This is a genomic window from Microcystis sp. M090S1 (assembly GCF_020246295.1).
Lineage (GTDB): Bacteria > Cyanobacteriota > Cyanobacteriia > Cyanobacteriales > Microcystaceae > Microcystis > Microcystis aeruginosa.
Genome location: NZ_JADBTF010000119.1, coordinates 1 through 7,609, shown reverse-complemented (window position 1 = coordinate 7,609; position 7,609 = coordinate 1). Strand labels below are relative to the sequence as shown.

Annotated in this window: 6 protein-coding genes and 1 pseudogene; 3 read left to right on the top strand and 4 right to left on the bottom strand. The window is 45.0% G+C overall.

The annotated features are described in order from the left end of the window. Positions 1-423 precede the first annotated feature (423 nt). The 3 genes from IM477_RS05540 to pheS all read right to left on the bottom strand — a co-directional run bounded on the left by IM477_RS05540 (position 424) and on the right by pheS (position 3,457). On the bottom strand, positions 424-1,551 hold the full coding sequence (locus IM477_RS05540) for an NAD(P)/FAD-dependent oxidoreductase (RefSeq protein ID WP_287730853.1): 1,128 nt from the start codon (positions 1,549-1,551) through the stop codon (positions 424-426). 543 nt (positions 1,552-2,094) lie between these two features. Next, positions 2,095-2,439 (bottom strand): DUF4870 domain-containing protein, encoded by a 345-nt coding sequence (locus tag IM477_RS05535; protein ID WP_004157929.1) that lies wholly within the window; start codon positions 2,437-2,439, stop codon positions 2,095-2,097. Between the two features lie 13 nt (positions 2,440-2,452). Next, on the bottom strand, positions 2,453-3,457 hold the full coding sequence (gene pheS, locus IM477_RS05530) for a phenylalanine--tRNA ligase subunit alpha (RefSeq protein ID WP_147073342.1): 1,005 nt from the start codon (positions 3,455-3,457) through the stop codon (positions 2,453-2,455). A 241-nt stretch (positions 3,458-3,698) separates the two neighbouring features. Between pheS and rbp the strand changes: the two genes are divergently transcribed. Next, positions 3,699-3,995 carry an RNA-binding regulator gene (gene rbp, locus IM477_RS05525; protein ID WP_045361151.1) on the top strand — a complete coding sequence of 99 codons (297 nt, stop codon included), beginning with the start codon at positions 3,699-3,701 and terminating at the stop codon, positions 3,993-3,995. Between the two features lie 437 nt (positions 3,996-4,432). Beyond that, positions 4,433-4,597: an Asl3888 family RNA-binding protein gene (locus tag IM477_RS05520; RefSeq protein ID WP_002733784.1), complete on the top strand. Its 165-nt coding sequence runs from the start codon at positions 4,433-4,435 to the stop codon at positions 4,595-4,597. On the opposite strand, the gene IM477_RS05515 is transcribed toward IM477_RS05520, so the two are convergent. Beyond that, a complete protein-coding gene (locus tag IM477_RS05515; protein WP_287730852.1) occupies positions 4,594-7,293 on the bottom strand; it encodes a CBS domain-containing protein in 2,700 nt (899 codons plus the stop codon). The two genes, IM477_RS05520 and IM477_RS05515, sit on opposite strands and share 4 nt — an antisense overlap. A gap of 113 nt (positions 7,294-7,406) precedes the next feature. On the opposite strand from IM477_RS05515, the pseudogene IM477_RS22940 reads away from it, so the two are divergent. Continuing rightward, a pseudogene (locus IM477_RS22940) lies at positions 7,407-7,472 on the top strand (copper resistance protein CopD); the annotation flags it as partial. Positions 7,473-7,609: the final 137 nt, after the last annotated feature.

The following is a 7,609-nucleotide window of genomic DNA, read 5'->3' as shown; positions in this document are numbered from 1 at the left end:
GAGAGTTCTATTTTCCGACAAAGATAAGCAAAAATTATTTATTGACTGCAAAAACTTGAGAATATTTAAATTAACATTCCGCAATATTTATAAATTCTTAAGAATTAATTGAGAAAGATTTTTATTTAACAACGATGTTATCAAGGTTACAGCGATTTGATAGAATTTCATAATGGGCTATTTTATGCTTTTTTAGGCAGCAATGCTTGAAACCCTTGCCACACCTAGAAGGTGATCCTAATCAAGACGGGTAAATCAGTCAATTTCACCCACAACGATGATCTTTTTTTTATGTAGTTTTATTGCAAAAAAAAAGTTTTTTTGACAAAAAGCACAAAGTATGATAGTGACCAACGTATTTCTGGCTGCGAGTAATTATTGTAGAGAGGGGAGAAAAAAGCCGAATACTGACTCCTAACCCCATCAACAAACTTTTTCAGCAAACCCTAACTTACCACTTAACATTTCCCTGACGATTTTAGCGGTAGCGGGGGCCAATAAAACCCCGTTACGGTAGTGTCCCGTGGCCAGAATAACGTTATCGTATCCGGGCAAATATTCGATGATGGGAGCGGATTTTTTCTCTGGTCGCGGTCGCTTACCCGACCAAGTACGCACGATCGCACCCGCAGCCAAAGAGGGACAAAAAGTGATCGCCTTTTGATACACTTGTTCTAATAGGGCAGTATCGGCGATAATTTCGCCCTTTTCGTCCATAAATTCCACCGTTGCTCCAATCCAGTATTCTGCTCCGGCCAAAGGCAGAATATGCAGGTCATTTCCCGTTAAAATCGGCTTAAAATCGGAACTTTCTAGGGGTTGCGTCAATTTTATCTGTAAAGCTTGCCCTAAAACCGGTCGGATTTCCACTGGATGGGTAAGAGTTTCGGTTAAAGCAGTGGAACCAATTCCCGCACAAAGAATCAAAAAGTCTGTTTCCTCTATACCATTGGAACTATAAACCTGGGTGCATTCCCTCAAATTAGAGCCTTGAAGCTCTGTCTTCCCGAAATTTTCAACTTTTACCCCAAATTGACATTTAACCCCCCTTCTTGCCGCAGCATCGACGAGAGACTCCGTGAGCAGGGCCGGATTAATTTGATGATCCCTGGGAGAATAGATAGCACCCTGGAGATGATCGCTGGCCACCTGGGGACATTTTTGGGTTAAAGTCTCTTTATCCCATATTTCTAGACAATATCCCTGTTCTTGGCGGATTTGGGCTAACTTGCGCCAATTTTCTTCGTCTTCGGCACTCGATCGCAGTAGGACAATACCATCACGGTTACAGGGAATAGTCAGTCCGGTGAGGGATTCTAGCTCAGGAAGGAGGGTTTCGTAACGTTTTAAACTTTCTTGCCGCAGTTTCCAGTCTCTACCTTTAGTTTTATGGCTGATAATCCCCATTAAAATCCCTAAGGCTGCTCCGGTTGCTCCTTGTCCTGGTTTTTTTTCATCGATGAGGGTAATTTCTAATCCTTCGATGGCGCTTAATTCGTAGGCAATGGTGGCCCCCACTATTCCCGCACCGATGATGACAATTTTAGTCATAAGACCTCTTGCAAAAATCAAAAATCTTCCTTTAGGTGAGGAGTCAGGAGCCAGTAGCCGGTCGTCAGGAGAATTAAGAATGAGCATTAATCAATTAAATGCTCTATTTAGGGATTTTACGCAATTTTATGTCTATTTTTCTCATTTTTGCACTCTCAAAAATTAATTATGCAAGAACTCTATAAACTCCAGAGGCTATTTTTCTAGTGGGAATAGGACTAAAAAGGGGTTGAGGCTGCATCTCACATTTGCAGAAATACGGACAATCAGCAATTATCAGTGACTTTTAAATTATTACAAATATATCAGCAGCTGCGTGTAAGCATCCCACCGAAAAACTAATGCGCTCCGGGGTTTGGGGGCGGCGCCACGCCCCCAACGGGGGGTTTGGGGGGTAGAACCCCCCAAAGACTTGGATTGAGTGATAAAATCGGAAGTAATTACCAATTTTAGAAGATAGTTTACATTTAAAAATCCCAACTCAACAGATTTACAAAAATGAGATGCACCCAGGGTTGAAACCTGTTCAACCCCGATGATTAATTAAAGAACCCGGAAAATAAAAGGATAGCGGAAAACCTTATAAGCATCTTTCCAGACTTGCAGGATAGCAAGAATGGGGAGAACAATGTTCACCACACCAAGAATCGCTAAAAGCAAATAACCGATTAAAACCCAAATTAGAATCCCGGCAATTAGGTAGTATAACCACATATTCAGGTGAAAGTTTAAAGCTTCTTTGGCGTTTTCCTTCACCGTTCCATCATCAGAAATGAAATAAATAGCTAAGGGAATCCCCACCGATACCAGCGTAGCACTCAAAAGGATCGAAGCATGACAAGCCACGGATAGGAGTCTTTTTTTGGTTAAATCTTCACTCTTGACCATCGGGTTTATCCCCCTAAAATTGGCGGAGAAAGCGGATATCGCTATTATAACAACGGCGAATATCGTCTATCTCATGTAATACCATAGCAAATCTTTCCACGCCAAAACCAGCAGCAAAACCCGTATAGATTTGGGGGTCATAACCGACTGCTTTTAAGACATTGGGATCCACCATACCACAGCCCATCACCTCCAACCATTTGCCTTTCCACTGCACATCTACCTCGGCCGAGGGTTCAGTAAAAGGGAAGTAGGAAGCGCGGAATTTAACCGGTAAATCGGCCCCAAACATTTGCTTAAGAAATTCTTTAATTGTTCCTTTCAAATCCGTAAAGGTTAATCCCCGGTCTACCGCTAATAATTCCACTTGATGGAAAACCGCGGAATGGGTTGCATCCACAGTATCGCGACGATAAACGCGGCCCGGGGCCACAATCCGAATCGGGGGTTCGTGACTTTCCATGTAGCGAATCTGCACCGGAGAGGTATGGGTCCGCAATAAACGACCATCACTCAAGAAAAAAGTATCCTGCATATCCCGGGCCGGATGGTCAGCAGGGATATTTAAAGCCTCAAAATTATAATAATCTGTTTCTACCTGCGGCCCGGTGGCGATGCTGTAACCCAGACCGACGAAAATATCGATCATGCGATCAACTGTGCTATTTAAGGGGTGAATTCGCCCTAAAGGACGGCTAAGAGCAGGCAGGGTGACATCGAGGGTTTCCGCCGCTAATTTCGCCTTAATTTGGGCATTCTGGAGACTTTCTCGCCGGGATTCCAGCAGCGATTGTACTAATTCTTTGACCTCATTAGCGATCGCACCGAGGCGCGGTCTCTCTTCGGGGGTTAATTTGCCCATTTCCCGTAAAATCTGCGATAATTCTCCTTTCTTACCCAGATAATTCACCCTTAGCTGTTCTAAGTCTTCTAGGGTTGTTGTTGGTTCGATGGAATTTTCCGCTTTCGCTGCCAGGGTTTTTAGGGCAGTTTCGATCGGATGGGGGGATAAACTCATAATTAGGGCATTTTATAGGGCAGCATTCTAGTCTAGTTTATCTGCTCGGGTGGCGAGACAGGCAGAATCGATAAAAGCTAATAGCTATGTGCTAGGATGGAAATTGAGAATAAAAGTCGGCACTGCGGCTCGTTGTCAGTATTAATGGTCAAAGCGTTTCTGTTTAGTATTGGTTCAGCTAGTTCCCGAAATCTTGGTTCTCTACAAATCTGTTGTTTTTATCTGTGCAAGGATAGGTTTTATGTCAATTTATGTTGGTAATCTCCCCTTCGAGGTTGACCAAGAAGACGTAGTGGAGGTTTTTACCGAATATGGTAAAATTAAGCGCGTTCACCTCCCCATGGATCGGGAAACGAAAAGAAAACGCGGGTTCGCTTTCGTGGAAATGGAAACCCCAGAGCAAGAATCGGCCGCTATTGCCGCTCTTGACGGCGCTCAATGGATGGGACGAGAATTAAAAGTCAATCAAGCTCGTGAAAAAGAACCCAGATCTTCCTTCGGTGCTGGCGGCGATCGCAATCGGGAGCGTCGCTACTAATCCCCGACCGTAACCATTCTAGGTGATCGGAAATTTGGGTTGAAAACCCCGTCCTTTTAGGACGGCTTTGTGCGAGAATGTTTGTCGGTGGTTCCGAGCGTGAGAACGTGAGGAAACAGGTTAAACGTCCTACTCCGTGATCTCAAAATTTCTAACAGTCAATGGTGTTCAATTAAGTCCAAACTGTAAGAACGCAAAACAATTAAATACTGTGGGACACACAGAAATTTACGCTTGGGGAGTAGTCCATAAGAGTGCTTGCCTTATCGGTGTAGTCGGACTAGACATGAAACCGTAAGACCAAAATTAGCGTTGCTAGTGGAGGCAGGATTCAGCCCAAGAATCTCCGCACTTTTAGGGCGGAGAGTGTCAATGTCAATAGGGGGAGCGAGCGCTCGTTTCCCCGCTTGTCTATCTATTATCCCAAGGAGATTCTTGTGGCTAAACGTCGTAATTTGAAAAAAGAAAAAGCTGAACGCAACCGCGCCTACGCTCGTCAATTCCGGGCTGCCTCTAATCGTACCACCACTAGAGGAGGTAGAGGCGGTTATTCCAGCGATCAAAGACAATCTTCGGAAAATGAAGGGGCAGCCGATACCTAATCTGCTGACTTAGTTAATCTAGCAATAAAAGCCATAGCCTCGCTTTTATTGCTGACTATTCCATCTAAAGTTGCCCCCAAGACTGCCGCAAGTAACGATTTAAACTGGGGACCCGGTTGATAACCCAAAGCTTTTAGGTCATTGCCGTCGATAGGAGCCTCGATCTGCGACCATTTAGTTAAATATTGCCAGATTAAAGCCCGCATCCTAGTCTCACTCCTCACCGCCACCAGTAACAAACTAGGAACCTTATAACCGTTGAAAAAGCTGACAATTTGACTAACGGGTCGATCATAAGCAAAATTATTGCTAATCTCTCTTTCCATAACTTCTAGTTTTTGTAAACGCTCCACAGTATCTTTGGGCAATTGTAAATTATTAGCGATCGCTATTCTTTCCTCCATAGCCAGAGAAGCGATTAATAATTCCAACCGCATTAACCAAGCATTCACCGGCAATTCCAGACTTAAACAATCTAACCAAGGACTGAGACAGCGCAATTGTCGCCATAAAGCCCGATTTAAACTTAAATCCCCGTGTAAACAGTGCAAAGCCCCCAAATCGGCCAACTTTTCTAAGGCACTTTCCCAGTAATCCGCCTCTAAAATATAATTCAACTCCGCTTTTAAACGGGACTGTAAAGCGGGTGCATTCTGATTTTGTTGCCGTGAGCGATCATAAACTCCACTTTCGATCGCATACCTAATATAGCTTTCTGTCAAGGGTTCAATAACAAATCCTAACCGAGTGGCAAAACGCACCGCTCGATAGATGCGCGTCGGATCCTCGATAAAACTATTAGCGTGGAGAACCCGGATTTGTTGGGCGCGTAAATCCAACATACCGCCAAAAAAGTCGAGTAATTCCCCCTCTTTCGGCGAAGTTAGGCGAATTGCCAGAGCATTAATTGTAAAATCCCTTCTATACAAATCCTGTCGAATCGAACTAGCCTCCACTTGGGGATTGCTGGCAGGATAGGGATAGAATTCCGTGCGTGCCGTGGCGATATCCACCCATAACGAGCCAAAACGCTCGTCTTTGTGCCATAACAAAGCCGCCGTCTGAAATTCCCCGTGAATCGATAACCGGGCCCCCGGATAAATTTCCTGTAAACAATTAGCCAACTCCACCCCCGCACCCACACCGGCGGCGCGATGGCAGCCATCCACCACTAAATCGATATCCTGTAACAATAAAGTATCCCTTTCTGTGGCTAACAATAAATCGCGCACCGCACCCCCAACCAGATAGAGATGCCAACCGCGTTTTTGAGCGGCAGTGGCGGCAGCTTGCAGGAATGACCATAAAATCGGCTCTAAACGCTCTTTAATCGCCGGTAAAAGACAGGAAACCAAAGCAACCCCTTCAAAACGCACCCGCTCATTTTGATGAATCTGTCTTAATACATCTGTACGAGTGACGATACCGACTAACTGCCCGTTTTCTAGTACGGGTAAACGCCCCAAATCGTACGTTACCATCAGCGACTCGATTTCCTGAAGGGAAGTGTCGGGGGTAATAGTTTTCGGATTACAAGTCATGTATCCCTTCACGGGAGAGCGAGAAAAGCCGTGATGGAGAGCTAAATCGAGGTCACGACGAGAAATCACCCCAACTAAGCGATCCTGCTCATCTACCACCGATAAACCCGAATGGCCGTAACGGAAAAGGATGCGCTCGGCTTGAGATATGGAAGTATCGGGACGAATTGTTCGCACTGGGGAAGACATTAAATCCCTAGCGGTGGGAGAAGGGGGAATTTGAGCAATTAAGTCCCCCAGTAGTTGATTTAACTGTTGAACTGGCTGAACATCGCGAAAACTCACCGAAGCGGCCTGAGCATGACCACCGCCGTTATAGGGGGAAAAAAGCCGATATAGATTCACCCCATCGATTCTAGAGCGACCGATCACAGTTAAACGCTGTCGAGAATTATCTTCCTCGTCTTTACTATAACTATGGCCGAAAAGTAACGCATCACTATCGGATAATTCCAGTAGGCGCTCGGCCACACTAGACAAACCGGGGATAAAATCGGCAGTATGGAGGAGAACGTGGGCGATTTTACGGTCATGGATCGTTTTAATCTCTAGATTTTCCCAAGCAAGGCTAAATAACTCCTGTAAGCGCGGGGAAAAACTCGGTTGACAGTATTGGGCGATCGTTTTAATGTTAGCAGCACAGGTCATTAACCAAGCCAAAGCATAGGCATCCCTGGGGGTACTACCGGCAAAAGTCAGGGAACCCGTGTCAACGTGAATACCGAGTGCCATTACCGTCGCTGCCATCGAGTTTGGTTGAATGTGGGCTTTTTGTAAAGCTTCGACAATTAAAGTCGTGGTGGCTCCCACCGCTTCTAAATGGACGCTAGAGGCATGAATATCGCTTTCACTATCCAAATGATGATCATACAATTCGATCGCCTGTAAATGCCCTAAATCGAGCCACTGGGAAGCTTTTCCCAGACGCTCCCGCCACTGATTATCAACGATAATTAAAGAGCGAATACAGGCCGGATTGACACTACGCAGTTCAATTAAAGCGAATTCATCCCGATGCAGGGCCAAAAATTCCCTCACCGTCGGGTGCGCTCCCCCCGTTAACACAATGCGACTACCCGCTTTCAGCAACGATAAACCCACCGCTGCCCCCAAAGCGTCAAAATCCGCCGTTTGATGACATAAAATTAAATCCATATTTTTTAGTAAGGAGAAGATATCAGGATTTTTTCTGTATCTATTGTTACTGAATACTCGAAAATAGCCGCACCAAGTACTATAAGTTAGCAAATCATGACTGAGAGAAACCCATGTTGTTCAAAATTTTAGTAATTCTCCACAGCCTAGGGGCGACCGTCTGGGCCGGTGGACATTTATCGAAAATTTGGGTTAAAACCCCGTCCTTTTAGGACGGCTTTAAGCTACAATGGAAAAAGCGATAACCAAGCTAAAAACTGAACCTTGACAACAGATAGTAGGGGGTTTTGTTCAGAAAAGAATTCAAATTCGGCCT

What these genes read in the sequence shown, in the direction of transcription:
- IM477_RS05540 (WP_287730853.1), bottom strand. Translation starts at nt 1,551, where the DNA reads ATGACTAAAATTGTCATCATCGGTGCGGGAATAGTGGGGGCCACCATT.
- IM477_RS05535 (WP_004157929.1), bottom strand. Translation starts at nt 2,439, where the DNA reads ATGGTCAAGAGTGAAGATTTAACCAAAAAAAGACTCCTATCCGTGGCT.
- pheS (WP_147073342.1), bottom strand. Translation starts at nt 3,457, where the DNA reads ATGAGTTTATCCCCCCATCCGATCGAAACTGCCCTAAAAACCCTGGCA.
- rbp (WP_045361151.1), top strand. Translation starts at nt 3,699, where the DNA reads ATGTCAATTTATGTTGGTAATCTCCCCTTCGAGGTTGACCAAGAAGAC.
- IM477_RS05515 (WP_287730852.1), bottom strand. Translation starts at nt 7,293, where the DNA reads ATGGATTTAATTTTATGTCATCAAACGGCGGATTTTGACGCTTTGGGG.